Origin of the sequence: Priestia endophytica (assembly GCF_026790145.1) — a bacterium.
GTDB lineage: Bacteria > Bacillota > Bacilli > Bacillales > Bacillaceae_H > Bacillus_I > Bacillus_I endophytica_A.
In genome coordinates this window covers 26,393-41,035 of record NZ_JALAMS010000034.1, presented here as the reverse complement: position 1 = coordinate 41,035, position 14,643 = coordinate 26,393, and the positions used below count along the sequence as shown (strand labels likewise).

At 35.2% G+C, this 14,643-nt stretch carries 15 protein-coding genes; all 15 read left to right on the top strand.

Translation table 11 applies throughout. The features are described 5' to 3' along the window. Positions 1 to 659: 659 nt before the first annotated feature. The 15 genes from MOC86_RS21270 to MOC86_RS21200 all read left to right on the top strand — a co-directional run bounded on the left by MOC86_RS21270 (position 660) and on the right by MOC86_RS21200 (position 14,407). Positions 660 to 1,442 carry an IclR family transcriptional regulator gene (locus MOC86_RS21270; RefSeq protein WP_268585984.1) on the top strand — a complete coding sequence of 261 codons (783 nt, stop codon included), beginning with the start codon at positions 660 to 662 and terminating at the stop codon, positions 1,440 to 1,442. Between the two features lie 180 nt (positions 1,443 to 1,622). Next, positions 1,623 to 2,570 carry a U32 family peptidase gene (locus MOC86_RS21265; RefSeq protein ID WP_268585983.1) on the top strand — a complete coding sequence of 316 codons (948 nt, stop codon included), beginning with the start codon at positions 1,623 to 1,625 and terminating at the stop codon, positions 2,568 to 2,570. An 89-nt stretch (positions 2,571 to 2,659) separates the two neighbouring features. Next, positions 2,660 to 3,601 (top strand): fumarylacetoacetate hydrolase family protein, encoded by a 942-nt coding sequence (locus MOC86_RS21260; RefSeq protein ID WP_268585982.1) that lies wholly within the window; start codon positions 2,660 to 2,662, stop codon positions 3,599 to 3,601. Between the two features lie 119 nt (positions 3,602 to 3,720). Beyond that, the gene (locus MOC86_RS21255; RefSeq protein WP_268585981.1) at positions 3,721 to 4,851 is read left to right on the top strand and encodes a 2-keto-3-deoxygluconate permease; all 1,131 of its coding nucleotides are present in this window, start codon (positions 3,721 to 3,723) and stop codon (positions 4,849 to 4,851) included. Between the two features lie 70 nt (positions 4,852 to 4,921). Then, positions 4,922 to 6,046: a UxaA family hydrolase gene (locus MOC86_RS21250; protein ID WP_268585979.1), complete on the top strand. Its 1,125-nt coding sequence runs from the start codon at positions 4,922 to 4,924 to the stop codon at positions 6,044 to 6,046. A gap of 21 nt (positions 6,047 to 6,067) precedes the next feature. Further along, positions 6,068 to 6,388 (top strand): UxaA family hydrolase, encoded by a 321-nt coding sequence (locus MOC86_RS21245; RefSeq protein ID WP_268585978.1) that lies wholly within the window; start codon positions 6,068 to 6,070, stop codon positions 6,386 to 6,388. Positions 6,389 to 6,441: 53 nt separating this feature from the next. Beyond that, positions 6,442 to 7,599, top strand: a complete 1,158-nt coding sequence (locus MOC86_RS21240; protein ID WP_268585977.1) for a UxaA family hydrolase — start codon at positions 6,442 to 6,444, stop codon at positions 7,597 to 7,599. A gap of 478 nt (positions 7,600 to 8,077) precedes the next feature. Further along, positions 8,078 to 8,395 (top strand): YfzA family protein, encoded by a 318-nt coding sequence (locus MOC86_RS21235; protein WP_268585976.1) that lies wholly within the window; start codon positions 8,078 to 8,080, stop codon positions 8,393 to 8,395. A 169-nt stretch (positions 8,396 to 8,564) separates the two neighbouring features. Next, the gene (locus MOC86_RS21230) at positions 8,565 to 8,741 is read left to right on the top strand and encodes a glycine zipper family protein (protein WP_268585975.1); all 177 of its coding nucleotides are present in this window, start codon (positions 8,565 to 8,567) and stop codon (positions 8,739 to 8,741) included. 481 nt (positions 8,742 to 9,222) lie between these two features. Continuing rightward, positions 9,223 to 9,858, top strand: coding sequence for an HAD-IA family hydrolase (locus tag MOC86_RS21225; RefSeq protein WP_268585974.1), 636 nt, complete (start codon positions 9,223 to 9,225; stop codon positions 9,856 to 9,858). Further along, on the top strand, positions 9,855 to 11,219 hold the full coding sequence (locus MOC86_RS21220; protein ID WP_268585973.1) for a sensor histidine kinase: 1,365 nt from the start codon (positions 9,855 to 9,857) through the stop codon (positions 11,217 to 11,219). Before MOC86_RS21225 ends, MOC86_RS21220 begins: the two co-directional genes overlap by 4 nt. Positions 11,220 to 11,224: 5 nt before the next feature. Further along, a complete protein-coding gene (locus MOC86_RS21215) occupies positions 11,225 to 11,851 on the top strand; it encodes a response regulator (RefSeq protein ID WP_019391033.1) in 627 nt (208 codons plus the stop codon). A gap of 325 nt (positions 11,852 to 12,176) precedes the next feature. Continuing rightward, complete coding sequence (locus MOC86_RS21210) at positions 12,177 to 12,434, top strand: helix-turn-helix domain-containing protein (protein WP_268585971.1); 258 nt, start codon at positions 12,177 to 12,179, stop codon at positions 12,432 to 12,434. A gap of 18 nt (positions 12,435 to 12,452) precedes the next feature. Then, positions 12,453 to 13,208 carry a type IV secretory system conjugative DNA transfer family protein gene (locus MOC86_RS21205; RefSeq protein WP_268585970.1) on the top strand — a complete coding sequence of 252 codons (756 nt, stop codon included), beginning with the start codon at positions 12,453 to 12,455 and terminating at the stop codon, positions 13,206 to 13,208. Between the two features lie 545 nt (positions 13,209 to 13,753). After that, positions 13,754 to 14,407 (top strand): restriction endonuclease, encoded by a 654-nt coding sequence (locus MOC86_RS21200; protein ID WP_268585969.1) that lies wholly within the window; start codon positions 13,754 to 13,756, stop codon positions 14,405 to 14,407. Positions 14,408 to 14,643 lie beyond the last annotated feature (236 nt).

Genomic DNA, 14,643 nt, shown 5'->3' with positions numbered 1-14,643 from the left:
GCAACCAAGTACTTCTTAAAAGTCTTGGTTGCTTTTTATGTTAGAAACGTTATAAATTACCTCTCTATTTTCTTTTCTAAAATATTTGATAAACTTTTTCCATTCCTCTTTATAAAAATCCCTGGGTATATACATACTACTCATGCCATGGCTACAGTGGAATTTCTACAAAAAGAGGATGAATATAAAGAAATGAACCTAAGAGTTGTAAAAGGCAGCACCTATTTAGTAGGTGCTGTCTTTTGAATTAGAGAATATTTTAAAGATACATTTCTGAGAACTTAGATTACTTCAGCTAGAAATCAATATTAGATACAGCTGAAAAACAGAAAGAACTTCCTATTGCCAAAGAGAGTTTTTCTTATTAAAAAATCTCCTAATTTCCACATGTCATCTCATATTTTATGATTCACGCCAGCCCTCTATTTGTAAGATGTAAAAAGTATGATATACAGTGGTGATAAAGGAAAAGGGAAGGGACAGCAAATTTTTTTCACACAATAGGCATTGCTCATTTTTTTATTTTAGGAAAAATGGTTATAATTAATTGAAATTTCAAAATAATATGTTATAATTGGATTAGTTTTAAGTACAGAACCTAGTTCTCTATAATGAACCTGATTGTAATTATAACTAAACTAGAAGGTGAAAAAGAATTTATGAAAGAAAAGTATTGGGTCCCAGCAATAGAAAGAGCACACAAAGTACTAGAAGAAATTAGTGAACATCCAAAAAAGCTACGTTTAATTGATTTATCTAAAAAGCTAGAAATTAGCAAAAGCTCATTATACTCTTTATTAAACACGCTTGAAATTTTAGGTTGGATTACTAAAGAAAAAGGAGATACCTATTCACTTGGACATTCATTAGGAGCACTTAGTGCAGGATACTTTCACCAGTTTGATATTCTGCAAGTCTTTTATAAAGAGGCGAGTTCATCTGTCTTAAGTATTAATGAACATATCCAGTTAGGTATTCTAAAAGAAGGAGATGTGGTGTATTTAGGAAAAATGGAAGGAGATTCAAGAGTCCGTCTTGTAACAGATCCTGGCATGCGTTTTCCGGCATACGCGTCTGCTATCGGTAAAATACAGCTTATCCAATATAGTAAAGAACAACTAAAACAAATCTATGCTTCTCATAAGTTAGAGAAAAAGACACCAAATACAATTACAAATATTGAGGAACTTTATGATAATGTCCAAAGAGCAAAACAGAGAGGGTATGCTACTGAGAATGAGGAAGCAGCAATTGGATTTCACTGTGTAGCCGCCCCGATTTATAATTTTGAGAACAAGATAATTGCTGGTGTGAGCTTTACAATGTTAGAGAATAGTTGGAATGTAAAAAAAGACGCTGCACAAGAAGAAATTATAAAACTAGCCTATCGCTTATCACAGCTTGCCGGCTATACAGGAAAGGTAAAACAAAATATTGAGTAATAGATCTTTTTACTAGAAATTTAAGAGACTTCTTAAATTTCTATCTCAAAAAATGAAAGCGTATTCAAAGTTTAAGAAGAGGAACATTTCTATACAAACATTATTTAGATAAAGAACATTATAAAAATAAACCTTCTCGCTATCCCTAAAAAAATTTAAAAAGGAAGAAGGAATAGGACTATGAAAGAATCTCGGGAATTATTAGAAAGTTTAGGTTATCCTTCAACAGATCTAAGAGACCTTCCAACTTCTACAAAGACATTTCCAGATGGCGCTCAGTACCGTATAGAACTTCCTAGTACGGAAGGTCCCGTTGCTTTAAGGGAGATGTTAAAAGAGATTGATCGTTATGGATTAACGATTCATCGCATCTCACAAGGAAGCGGAATTATGCTTCTTACAGATGATGAAATCAAACAAATGTGTGAACTAACTGCCAAAAGAGGAATGGAGTTAAGCTTGTTTGTTGGGCCAAGGGGAACGTGGGATATTAGCGCAGGTCCTCTAACATCCGCTGGTAAGGCCCAGGGTTTACGTCATGAAGGGGCTGATCAGTTAGTTTATGCAATGGAAGACTTGAAAAGGGGAGCCAATTTGGGTCTTCGTGGTGCTCTTATTGCAGATGAGGGACTTTTATTGCTTACAAAAGAAATGAAAAAGCAAGGTCACCTTCCAGAAGATTTTGTTGTAAAGGTTTCAGTGCAAATGGGATCAGCAAATCCAGTTTCCGTAAAGTTGATGCAGAACTTAGGGGCAGACACTTATAATGTTCCACCAGCCCTCACTTTAGCTAAACTTGCCTCCATTCGTCAATCCATTGATATACCAATTGATTTATATGTTGAAGTTCCAAACAACTTTGGTGGGTTCCTAAGATACTATGAAATACCTGAAATCATTCGCGTTCTGGCACCCGTATATATTAAATTTGGGCTTCGTAATCATCCAGATGTGTATCCTTCAGGAAAGCAATGGGAAGCAACCAACATTTCATTAGTGCAAGAACGAGTCCACCGTGCTGTATTAGGGATTCAAATGATTGAGCGCTATTGCCCAGAAGCGAAAACATCCAAACTCGGCACTAAAGACCTCGGTATTCCCACACTAGTTTCTTCTCCCATAGCTTAAAGTCATAAAGGAGTAATTTACGAGTTTTTATGCTCTGTGGAAATATCAGAGCGGTGTTTAAAAAATTTTAAAGGTTGGAGAGAAAAAATATGAAACTTCTATCATTTCGTTCTCAGTCCCATACGTATGTAGGTGTTTTACAAGACAATAAGATTGTGAATTTAACAATTCTTCATGATTTGTATCAACATAAAGTAGCAAGCCGTTCTACTCTTTCGAATAAGATGGAAACGTTGATTCAAAATCATGATACTATGATTCCTTATATTAAAGAGTTGATAGAATATCATAAAAACCATGGAACAAGCGGTATAAAAACTACATTTTCTCTTTCAGAAGTAGAAATCATTCCTCCTATTTCACAGCCAGAAAAGATCATTTGTGTTGGATTAAACTATCTTGATCATTGCAAAGAAACAGAGATGGATCCACCTCCAACGCCCGTCATTTTTTCAAAATACGCAAATGCAATTATTGGAGATAACGATGCTATTGAGCTCCCTGTTAATTCGGATCAAGTGGACTTTGAAGCAGAATTAGTAGTGGTTATTGGGGATAAGGCAAAATGTGTTACAGAAGAAACAGCAGATGAGTATATTTTTGGCTATACAATTATGAACGACGTAAGCGCAAGAGACCTTCAGTTTGCAGATAATCAATGGACACGCGGAAAATCACCGGATACGTTTGCGCCGATTGGTCCCTATATTATAACGAAAGATGAAATAGAGGACCCTCATAATTTAGACATTTTACTGACTTTAAATGGTGAAGTAATGCAAAAATCAAATACAAAAAATTTGATTTTTACGATTCCATACATTATCTCATATTTATCACAATCAATGACGCTAAAGCCTGGTGATGTAATTGCAACAGGTACACCTTCTGGAGTAGGAATAGGCAGAACTCCACAAGTATGGTTAAAAGAAGGAGATGAGTTGTCGATTACAATTGAAAGAATCGGAACCCTGAACAATTCTGTGAAAAAGCATCCCTCTTATGTAAATTCAACAGCAGGTAAGCATTAAGTTAGTTTATTAAAGATCAATATGTAGGCGTTAACAAATATCAACTTGTGCCAATTGGTTAAGCTTTAAGCCTCGAGTTCGAAAGAAAGATTTTATAAATTGGAGGATTGATTAAAGCGATGAAAATCAAGCAAAGGATTGATAAAGTTCCTGGTGGTTTGATGGTTGTTCCGCTGTTTGTTGGTGCTTTAATAAATACAATTGATCAACTTCACTTACCGTTTATTATGAATTTCTTGAAGAGTATAGGGGTTGCTCCTACAGAAGAGGGCTACTATGAGTTTTTTAAAATAGGGGGATTCTCACAAGCTCTATTTAAGGATGGGGCCCTTACATTATGTGCATTGTTTTTGTTTTGTGCCGGTAGTCAAATGAACCTTAAGGTGGGAGGGCGAGCTTTAAAAAAAGGGGTTTTATTGACTACTTCTAAATATTTAGCTGGACTTGGAACTGGTTTACTTTGGGGCTATATGTCCGACCCAGTCAATGGCTTCCTTGGATTATCCACAATGGCAATCATTGCAGCTATGACAAATGGAAATGGCGGAATGTTCGCTGCTTTAACAGGACAATATGGGAATCGTTCTGATGTAGGGGCGACGGCTGTTCTCTCACTTAATGATGGTCCGTTTTTCACACTAATGGCGCTTGGGATGATGGGAGCTAACTTTCCAATCATCGCTTTTGTTGCCGTCCTTTTGCCTATTTTAATAGGGATGATATTAGGAAACCTTGATAGTGAAATCCGCGCTTTCTTATCTGCTGGAGAATCGCTTGTTATTCCGTTCTTTGCCTTTACATTAGGAGCAGGAATGAATCTATCTAATTTTTTCAATCCTGAAGTAGTGGGAGCTGGCATTGCTTTAGCTCTCATGACAGTATTTATTTCAGGAGGAGTAATGGCTCTTACTTTTAAAGTATTCCGAGAAAAAAGCGTTATTGCACCTTGGGCAGAATCATCAACGGCTGGAAATGCAGTAGCAACCCCTGCGGCTATTGCAGCAGCAGCTAGTGTAGCAAGTAGCACAGGGTTAATGACAGCTGCAGAAGCTCAAACCTACCAAAGTACAGCTAGTGTCGCTACAGCACAAATTTCGATTGCTTCAATTAGTACAGCCGTCCTTGTTCCGATTGCTGTTATTTTAGCTGATAAATATCAAAGAAAAAGAGGGATTGATGGAAAAGTAGAAAATCATTCTACCAACAAAATAAAAGTTAGCGGTAAAATGCCTCCAACTGATCTTAGTTAGCATGCAAATGATGACAAGAGACTTCAAATTAAAATTTCATTATTTTTTATAAAAGAAAGGTGAGCTAAATATGAGCTATTCTTTTGAGGGGTTTGCACGGAATGATGGAACGGTAGGAATCAGAAATTATATTGGAGTCGTATCCTCAGTCGTCTGTTCGAGTGTTATTACAAAAGAGATTGCAGACAAAGTACCCGCAGCTATCCCTATTACTCATACAAATGGCTGTGCTCAATTAGGAGACGATTTTCAATTAACTAAAAATACGTTGCTAGGCGTAGCCTCGAATCCTAATCTTCATTCAACCCTTTTTATAGGACTAGGATGTGAAACAAACCAAGTGAGCGGGCTTCTTGAGAGCGCCATTAAAACAAAACCTATTGAAGGAATTGGAATTCAACAATTAGCTGGAGGTAGCAATACAGTAACTAAGGGAAGCACAATTGTGGAAAGATGGGCAAAGGAAGTCGAAAAGGAAAAAAGAGTAGAGGTGCCTCTATCTTCTCTAACCGTAGGTGTATTAGCTATTGATATAGATGAAGAATCATTAACTAAAGTAACATCTGTGATTGGAAGTGTTATAGATACCTTAGTTGACCACAAGGCAACAGTGATTGTAGGAATGTCAAAATCTTTAGAACCAGCAAGTGCCCTCTTGTCTAAACGGGCAATAAGTGAAAAGTTACAACAAAGGCTTCAAGAAGCAGGAAAGGGATTAAAACGTAGGCGATGGAAAGAAATTAAGAACACGTCAAGTGATGGTGACACATTTTCACCATCAGAGAAATCTTATGCTGCTGTTGAGGCGTGTCTAACAGGCTCTAAGTCTATTCAAAATTGGCTTAACTATACGGAACAACCTAATCAAAAAGGTCTTCATCTATTAACCGTTTCAAGTAATTTAGTAGAAGCCTTATCAAATATGGCTGCAAGCGGCTGTAACATGGTGATGGTTGTAAGCGATCGAGGTTTACTCGCTAGTTCCATTGCACTACCTTGTATGATGATTACCCCAGAGAATTCTCATGAATCTTTTGATGAGCTGACGGACTATACTATTTCAGAAAATATAAATGTTAATCACGTGGAAAAAGTGCTTGAGATGATGATAGATATTTGTTCTGGGAAGCAAACGAGTCTTGAAAAGTTTGGCTTAGGCGAGTTTGCTATCCCTCATATAGGAACTACATTTTAATAAAGAAATGAGGGGAATATAGTGATTCAAAAATTCAATGCAATTAAGTTAAATGAAGCTGATAACGTTGCCGTGGCGCTAACGAATATCAAGCAAGGAGAGTATCTTTCTATTAAAGGGAAAGACGATAAATTACAAGTGATGGAGAACATTCCTTATGGACATAAAATTGCAACTGTTTTTATTAGGAAAGAAGAGAAAGTTATAAAGTATGGAGAATGTATGGGAATTACGACAGAAGCAATCTATGAAGGATACCATGTTCATACATCAAATGTTCGAGGACTGAAAGAAGAAGAGCGATTAGATATACTCAAACAATCAACTTCTTTTCATGCATAAAAAAGGTAGGGGACTAATCAATAGGTAGAAAGTTATGGAGGAGGTAAAAATTTGTGAAAACATTTGAAGGATATAGAAGAAGGAACGGGAAAATAGGAGTTCGAAATCATGTTATTGTGATTAATACGGTAGGCGAGTTAGCTAGTTTCACGAAAAAGCTAGCACAGCTTGTACCAGAAGTTATTCCTGTAGCTCATCAAACGGGAAAAGCGCAATTTCCAGAAGACCTTCAACAGACAATGAGAACTTTAAAAGGAACTGCTGGACACCCGAATGTAAGTGCCGCACTATTTTTAGGAATGGGAAAAGGAGACCCTGCTGAAGAAATGGTTGAGCTTTTAAAAAATGAGGGCCATCATGTTCATGCTATTTATTTCTATAGGGATAAGTCAATCACTGAAATTCTTAAAGAAGGACAATTATGGTTAGAAGAAGCATTAAAACGGAGTAAACAGGAACAACGAGAAATCATCAATATTACGGAGTTAACGATTGGACTTGAGTGTGGGGGGTCTGATGCTTGGTCAGGAGTTACGGCAAATCCTGCAATAGGAGTTTGTTCAGATACCCTTGTAAAAGATGGCGGAACTAGTATTCTAGCGGAAACAACAGAAGCAATTGGAGCGGAACATATATTAGCTAATCGTTCGGTCACATCCCAGGTAGCAAAAGACTTCCTTAACATTGTAAGAGATTACGAGAAGAGAATTAGAGACACTGGAGAGGATATAAGGTCTGCAAATCCTACGCCAGGCAATATGGCTGGAGGCCTAACCACTTTAGAAGAAAAATCATTAGGTTGTATAAAAAAAGGGGGAGATTCACCACTAATGGAAGTTGTCAATTATGCGCAACCCCCAACTGAAAAGGGATTTATTTTTATGGATACACCTGGCTATGATGTTGAATCTGTAGCAGGACTTGCAGCAGGTGGAGCTCAAGTTGTGTTATTCTCCACTGGTAAAGGCTCACCTACAGGCTCACCTATTGTACCTGTTATAAAAATCGGCACAAACCCTAAGTTGTATGAAATTATGGCTGAACATATTGATGTAAATGCAGGGAAAATTGTAGAAGGGATTAATACTATCGAAGAGATAGGGGAGGAAATTTATAGGCGAGTTCTTGATACAGCAAATGGGGAGTTAACGGCTGCTGAAAAACATAAAAATCAAGAGTTTGCAATTTGGAGATTAGCAGAAACGATGTAGTCACCTTTTCTCGAACGATTTATATTATAAGAGCACTTGTTTACAAATAGTATACCCCTATAAATAAAAACAAGTTAGCTTTACTGAAACAATAGAAAAAGTCTAATTTTCTATCGAGCTTGTCAATTTGTAAAGTCAGAATTAAACATTGAAGGAACCTTTTCTCTTCAGTCATGTCATAGTTGACACTGAAGAGGAAAGGTTTTTATGTTGATTAAGAAACATAACAATAAGATAATTATTTGTTTTGATAAAAGAGACTTTTGTTTTTATGTTTTTTACTATATTCCGCTTCCTTCCTTAAAAAAGAATCGCTGCATTTGTAGGGAAAGAAGGTAAGTGTGTGTGATATATAAGTTTTATTCTAGATTGTATATTACTTTTTTTGTAAAACTTGTTATAATTTATATTGACTATAAAGTATATTGAAGAAGGGGAATTTAGCTCATTTTAGATTATGAAAAGGAGTACTAGTAGAATGAAAAATAAACCAAAAAAAGGACGTGCTATTTTAAAACGAGAATGGGTACGCCCCCTTATAGCATTACTCGTTTTGCAATTAATCTTTTTCGTTTGTGATAAGAATGGATGGTCAATGAACTTCAGAGATGACGAGGGAACAGTGTTAGGTAGATTCTCTAAAGCTAAATTGTTTACCGAACAGTTCGTTCCATATGAAAATTCAACATTCAATTTATTCACAGCGGTATTCCTTGTCACTTTACTTCCCGCTGCCATTATAGGTGCGATGAAAGATCTATTTTCTAGAAAACAAACTAATCATCATGCAGGCTAACAGTTGCATCTTTAAGAGTGCAATCATTAAATTGGCTAGCTCCTTATACGGACCATATTCAAAATGAAGACTTAAAAACGATGCTATCCATTTTAAACTATGAAACCTATATCGTTTTGCTCCGTATTAGTAACTATAAGAAAAAATGATAATATAAGGGAGCGATTTTTTGTCTGAAGACAAAAAGAGAAGTACAAATTATTTAGCACTATGGTTAGGTATTGGTTTATCTTTTGGATCTTTATATGGCTCACTGTTTCATAATATTGGTTTAGGTATTGGAATGGGCCTTTGCTTTGGAGTAGCGATTGGCTTAAGCCTTGAAAAGAAGAATAAGCAGAAGTAGTGTGTATCTTAACCATTCAATGATAGGTAATTTAGGAAGCGCACTTATCCTTACAGCTAATTTTATGTGAATTAATAGATTAAAAAGCCTTGGTTTAAGAAAACTAAGGCTTTTAGTATATCTTCACAACATAGATACGGCCTACGAAACCAATAAATTCAAGGTATATAAGTAGTTCCATTTCTTTGTTCTTTTTGCAATTAACCATTTTAATAAGTTGACCAAAGGTTTTAATCCACGTTGCAAATACGATTTGGTTTTTTAGTTTTAATTCTTCCTTATAATACTAGGTGAACAATTTGGCTAATGAATCCTTTTTTATTTAACTTCCTGTAGTGGGAAGAACTTTAGCACCTGTTAAAAAGATTTCTCCAAACAATAGTAGATTATTTTAACGGAATTAAAAGGAGAATATGGTATTATAAATATATAATGTAAGTTCTGTTTAAACATAGAAGAATTATGAAAGTGGATGTGAAAAATGATTAAAACCGTAATTTTTGATTTTGATGGAACAATTGTAGAATCAGGGCAAGTAGTATTTGATCTTTTTAATAGCTTTGCAGATAAATATAAATACACTAAAATGCCCCAAGAACAGAGTGATTATATCCGTACTATCACTTTTAAAGAACGATTTAAGAAATTTAATGTTCCTTTATGGAAGATCCCGATGTTAACAATTGATATCGTGAAGAAATATAAAGAAGAGATTCCACATTTAGAACCCATTGATGACATAAAGTCTGTTTTGAAAACCTTAAAAGAAACAGGGTTTCAGTTAATATTAGTTTCTGCGAATTCGCAAGAAAACATTAAAAAATTTCTAAAATTAAATGACATGGATTATTTTGATGAAATTCTAAGATCTCATCGCTTCTTCGGTCGCCATATCACACTTAATAGTTACGTGAAAAGTAATAATGTTCAAAGAGAAAACATTATATTTGTTGGTGATGAACATCGGGACATTATCGCTTGTAAAAAGAGCGGTATTAAAATTATCTCTGTTACATGGGGGTATGATTTTGAGGTGCTATTGCAAGAGGCCCAACCGGATTATATAGTGAAGGAACCTTTGGACATTGTAAGAACTATTGAAGGAATTAATAAATGATTGCTTTATTCTTGGTTAGCGCTATATTTGCTATCCTTTGTTATCGCTATGATCCTAAATCGCCATCTTTAAGATGGGTCGTATTTTTGCTAATATGTTCGTCATTAGCTGGTTTATCGCGCGCAATTGTAGAATCATTTATCCCGGCCTTAAACAAGAATGGTATGAACTTTGATTTACTTAATACTTTTTTGTATAGTCTAAGGATTTTCACGGGCTTTGTATCTATTTATTTTTGTCCTTATGGAATTTTAATGCATGCAGTTGTTTATAGTGGGAGGTTTACATCTAAAGTTATAAGAACTTTGAAATATATTTTGTTAATTCCAATCCCTTTTATGGTTGAGACTACTGTATATGTTCCAGACATTGTCCCTGATTTTGATTCTATGCTCTATTGGGCAGTCCCTTATATATGTATTGCATGTATTATCCACATTTACACATATATGACGGAGAAAGATGAAAAAAAGAAGAAGAGTCGTTTTATCACCTTGTCTCTCATGTTTCCCGTTATATTAACGGCCTTGATTTTAAATTATATCGTACGAGCCTTTAATAGTAGTAATCAAATTTGGCGATACGTTGTGTTTTTTCTTATAATCTCGTTTTTTATTTTTATATGGAAAGCTCTAGGGAGCGGATCATTAAATGGAATTAAATTACGTTATGAAAGAGAAGCAAGGGAAAAAACAAGTAAAGCCGTTACTTCAGGAACAAGCTTATTAAACCATTCCATTAAAAACCAAATCTATAAAATTAACTCAAGCCTGCAAATTATACAACCTCACAGTCACAATCTTGATACCTCGTGTCAAAAAGCAGTTGAGATTATTAATAAAAGCTCTAACCATTTAATCGAAATGGTCGATAGAATGCAAAGTCAAACTCAAGAGATTCAAGTTAAAAAAAGTGCATGTGATTTAAGTGAATTAATGGACGAAAGTTTAAATTATGTTCAAAAAGAAATTGAAGCAAAGTGTATAACTGTAGAAAAGGTGTATGAATCCAATAACTATGCTTATTGTGATGGTACTCATACAAAAGAGGTATTTTTAAACATAATAAAAAATTCTATAGAATCAATGGATAGAAGTGGTAACATAAGGATAGTAATTACTAAAGGCACTAGTAATCAGATTACGGTTTCTTTCACGGATAATGGTAGTGGTATATCAGAAGAAAATCTAAGACATGTCACAGAGCCCTTTTTTACAACCAAAGGGAGAAGAGGGACTAACTTTGGTTTAGGTTTACATTATTGTTATGATGTAATGTTAAAAAGTAATGGTAATCTACACATTGAAAGTGAACTAAATAAGGGAACAACTGTGACGCTAACGTTCCCATTAAAAGGATGATGCTTATGAATCCCATTAGAGTAGTTCTTATTGAAGATGATATTGATTGGTTAAATATTATGGAAACAATTATAGGAAATGAAGATGATATCGTTTTAGTCGGGTGTGGCACTACAAAGGAAGAAGCTATTAACTTATCGAAGGCTCTTGACCATATTGATATTTTCCTTGTCGATATTAATCTAACGGATAATAACTTGGATGGAATTTACACAGCATTAGAGTTAAAGAGTAGTGGTGATTGGAAAGTATTAATGTTAACATCAATGTCTGATGAAGATATCATTCAAAAGTCATTCATTGCAGGAGCAACGGATTATATTCTAAAAAAAGATGTACATAAAATACCACATATTATTCGTTCCATTTATCATGAACCATCTAATCCAGTTGAAGTTATTTTACAAGACTATCGACGTATGAAGAGTGAAGAGCAGCTCAAAGATCTAACTAATGCAGAGCGAGAAGTTTATAAACTGATAGAACAAGGCCACTCACGAAGAGATATCCAAAAGAAATTAATGAAATCAGATAATACGCTAAAAAACCAAATTAAAAATATATTGAAAAAAATGTCTGTTTCTAATTCCAAAGAGGCGATAAGGAAAGTGAAATCAGGAGGTTTATGGTGATTACGCGATGAAGCGTAATCACCTTTTTTATTTTGGGATAATTTCATGTATAAAGGGACTACTTTTTATAGCCCTTTCTCTAAAAAAGGGGTGAGCATTTATAACCCTCCTTTGGAAAGTAGAGCCTTAAAAAATGACACTACCTTAAATTGCATAAACTTTATACCATATAGTTAAGACTTGTTACTTGTTATAAATTTTAAAAAAAGGGTTCTTTTGAGTAGAATCTAAATTCATCCATACTCTTCAACAAAAGCATGTAGGCAATGACTAGATGGTCTACATATTCAGTGTTCTTTAAAGATAATCGCTCTAAATTAAGGGGGTGGAAGAGATTAATATTATCAGAGCAAAGAGAATGAAAAAAAGGTGGACTCAGTTAGAACTAGCGAAAGTATCAGGGGTTCCTCAATGTACGATTTCTCAACTTGAAAGAGGAAATCGAAAGTACCCCACGTATGAAACGATTCGAAAAATTGCCAAAGCATTGGATTTGACGCTGGAGGAAATCTACCTTCTAAAAGATCATAAAGAAAAGGAGGTGGTGAAAGAGGAAGTGGGCAAAGCAACTGCCCTTCTATGATATAAGGAGGAGAATAAAATGAAGACTGATAAAAGTAAGAAATCAGTTATTACATTAGCAGTAACAGAGAAAGAGACTTCTTGTTCACTAGAAGAGAATAAACATGTTTTGGTCATAGGAGAAGTAGCTACAGGAAAAACTTCTACTTATGTTTTACCAAATATTCTCGAAGAAAAAGAGAAAAGCTTACTTGTATTTGATCCTCGGGGTACAAGATATCATTTTACACAGGGGGAAAAGCAAGAACAGGGGTATATTGTAAAGGATTATCGTGTTCTTTCGTTAGATGAAGAAACAATAAAACATATAGCACAGATGCTAGTTAAAGAAAAAACAGTAGTTTATCTCCATTTTGATCATAGAGAGGGAAAGGAAGAGAGAGAGGAAACGTTTACCAGCTTGCTAAATACATTATACGAGGAGATTGAAGCACAAGGATTCTATCATAAGGGCATCCATGTTCTGATGGATGAAGCTCAAGCCTACAAGGTTCCCCATCTCCCTTTATTCCTAGTAGAAGGAAGAAAATATAATGTAAATTTCTCTCTTACGGTGCTTCATTTATCTTCTTTACAGCACTTATACGGCGAAGAAGCTACACAACAGATGCTAAAGTATAGTGTTAAAGGGTTATTTGGTACGAGAAGTCAGGAAGATGCCGAATACTTTGCTTCTTTTATTGAAGGGCCTTTTACGAAAGAAGAATGCAATGCACACTATCTTTTATCACTGCCAAGAGAGGTTCCTGTATGGCTCCTTCCTTCTTCTCATTAACATTAAGGGAACAGACTATGGATACAAAGATTCCGAAGGTGTGGAAAGAATATAAACAAATTCACGTCAATCAAATAGAAGGTTGCTGAAAAACAAGTACTCATTTCCTTGAATGCTTGTTTTTTTAGCTATTATGTTCAGCGTCCGTTTTGCATTCAATATAGTACTAGATGTGATAAAGGCGAGTTCTAGTGATGTACTCTATCCTCCATTTTTTATGTATCGTTAAAGAATGTGTTCAGAATTCATCTTCTCCAATCTCCCGTATATGGAGGGAGGCACAAGAAAAGGAAATGTAGTTCTTAATGAATTTACATACAACATTTGTTCAAATTTAAGTTGTAATGAAGAAGGTTCAGGGAGATTATCAATCCAGAGGAACTACAAAGTTGGTATCATTAGAAAATTACATGCTTCAATCTACTATTCTCCTAAAAAAGATGAAAATGAGGAGTTGAAGAAGAGCATTTAAAGACGATAACAAGAACTTTTTCATCAAATGAGAAGAAGGGATAAATCTATACACGAACAGGAGATTGCACAAAATGGCAAACAGCGTATTTATCTTTATCATTTTTTTTCTCCTGATTGTATTATTTCAACTGATGCGCTATGTCTATCGCACGGTACTAAAACGACAAGCATTGAAGTGTTTAATGCAATCAGGGATTCCTTACATTGATCAGATGGACGGATTTCAATTTAAGATGTATCTAAAAGCTTTATTTCAGCAGTTAGGATATAAGGCACAGCTTGCCCCTCAATCAGGAGATTTTGGGGCAGATTTAATTATGAAAGGGAAAAAGAAAATTGTCATTCAAGCCAAACGATACAGCGTTAAAAACAAGGTTAGCCAGTCGGCTGTTCGAGAAGTCTATGGCGCTCAAGCCTATTATGAAGCTGACGAAGCATGGGTGGTGACGAATAGTTTCTTTACAAAGCAAGCTAAAGTGTTGGCCGAAGTGTGTCATGTGCAATTATTTGACCGTCATGCTCTTCAAGCTTTGATTCTAGAAGTAAATCCGATACATACAGCCGAAGATATTTATCGAGAGGTTAATCCAGAGCCTCGTACATGTCCAGTGTGTGAAAACTCGCTAGTTATACGTCATGGGAATGGTGAGCGTTTCTTTGGATGTGTTTCTTTTCCTCAATGTAACCATAAAGAGGCGATTAATAAGAATAACCCCCATGAATAGATCATATTAAAGGGTGTGTAAGGGGGCTAGAGTAGGTTTGAGTTTAGGGGAAAAGGGTGGTCTTTTCAAAGCAAAGTGATTACATGTACATTCGTTTTTCGCTTAGAATAATATAAGAAAGATAAATTAGGAAGCGTTTTCTAAAAAGGGTTGGGTACTTAAAAGGCGCCCAACTTTTTTTGAATTCACTTCACACCAGATAGTTTTTTACGTGTAATAGAGGAAAACTATAGCGA

Excerpts from the sequence above, each read along its gene's own strand:
- MOC86_RS21260 (WP_268585982.1), top strand. The coding sequence starts at position 2,660 with ATGAAACTTCTATCATTTCGTTCTCAGTCCCATACGTATGTAGGTGTT.
- MOC86_RS21200 (WP_268585969.1), top strand. The coding sequence starts at position 13,754 with ATGGCAAACAGCGTATTTATCTTTATCATTTTTTTTCTCCTGATTGTA.
- MOC86_RS21270 (WP_268585984.1), top strand. The coding sequence starts at position 660 with ATGAAAGAAAAGTATTGGGTCCCAGCAATAGAAAGAGCACACAAAGTA.
- MOC86_RS21220 (WP_268585973.1), top strand. The coding sequence starts at position 9,855 with ATGATTGCTTTATTCTTGGTTAGCGCTATATTTGCTATCCTTTGTTAT.
- MOC86_RS21265 (WP_268585983.1), top strand. The coding sequence starts at position 1,623 with ATGAAAGAATCTCGGGAATTATTAGAAAGTTTAGGTTATCCTTCAACA.
- MOC86_RS21215 (WP_019391033.1), top strand. The coding sequence starts at position 11,225 with ATGAATCCCATTAGAGTAGTTCTTATTGAAGATGATATTGATTGGTTA.
- MOC86_RS21250 (WP_268585979.1), top strand. The coding sequence starts at position 4,922 with ATGAGCTATTCTTTTGAGGGGTTTGCACGGAATGATGGAACGGTAGGA.
- MOC86_RS21205 (WP_268585970.1), top strand. The coding sequence starts at position 12,453 with ATGAAGACTGATAAAAGTAAGAAATCAGTTATTACATTAGCAGTAACA.
- MOC86_RS21235 (WP_268585976.1), top strand. The coding sequence starts at position 8,078 with ATGAAAAATAAACCAAAAAAAGGACGTGCTATTTTAAAACGAGAATGG.
- MOC86_RS21225 (WP_268585974.1), top strand. The coding sequence starts at position 9,223 with ATGATTAAAACCGTAATTTTTGATTTTGATGGAACAATTGTAGAATCA.
- MOC86_RS21255 (WP_268585981.1), top strand. The coding sequence starts at position 3,721 with ATGAAAATCAAGCAAAGGATTGATAAAGTTCCTGGTGGTTTGATGGTT.